The 857-nt window shown below is 58.6% G+C and carries 1 pseudogene; it reads left to right on the forward strand.

Going from position 1 to position 857, the window contains the following annotated elements:
• Positions 1-857, forward strand: a pseudogene (locus BST28156_RS34525) (Tn3 family transposase); the annotation flags it as partial.

The raw sequence follows: 857 nt of genomic DNA on the forward strand, positions 1-857 counted from the left end.
GTACGCGACATTGAGGGGCAACTGCACGGCGCGCTCGAGCAGGCTGTAGGTATGGAAAAACTCGAGAGTTGGGCGCGAGTTCTGGCTCAGCCCCATGGAGAACATTCAAGTCTCCAGCGATGGCTGTGGGCCGTTCCGCTGCGCAACTCGACCCATCAGATGAGCGAGATCCTCGACAAAGTCAATTTGCTCACGATGTACGAGGTGGCAACGCGTTGGCCGATTGAATGCAACGATGCCGTGGTGCGCCACTACGCCCGCCGTTGCGCAAGTCGCCCGCCATCGATCAGCAAGCGAATCGAACCCCAAAGCCGACGAATCGAAGCCGCCTGTTTCATGCGGTATTCCCTCTGTATCGCGACTGATCAGGTACTCGAGATGCTCCGGAGATGGATACTGAAGGTTGTCAACGACACGTCGCGCGAAGTGGATGCGATGCGGATGAAGGCCGCGGATCAACTCCGCGAGTTCGCGCTTGCCGTCAAAGCACTCGCCAATGATGAAAGCCTCTCGCGCGAACAGCTCGGTGAGAAGCTTTGTCTGCTTGCAGATGATGTTTTGCAACCGCATCCCACCAGCCGTCGGAGCCAGATCCGGCAGTGTCTGGTCCGAAAGCGGTACTACGCCCGTAACCTTTTGAATCGGATCGTGCAGCTACCGTTCGAGTCCGAGGCTGCTCATCCTGTAGTCGATGCACTCTCACTATTACGTGGGCTGTATCGACGTCGCGCTTTTCTTCTACCCGACGGGGTCAATATCAGGCTTGGGCGGGCGTGGCGCGAGGCGATTGATGGCTACGATCGGCTTCGGGCCATGGTTGCCTTCGAGTGGGCCACCCTCTTTGCGCTCCGTGTCGC

The organism is Burkholderia pseudomultivorans (assembly GCF_902499075.1).
Lineage (GTDB): Bacteria > Pseudomonadota > Gammaproteobacteria > Burkholderiales > Burkholderiaceae > Burkholderia > Burkholderia pseudomultivorans.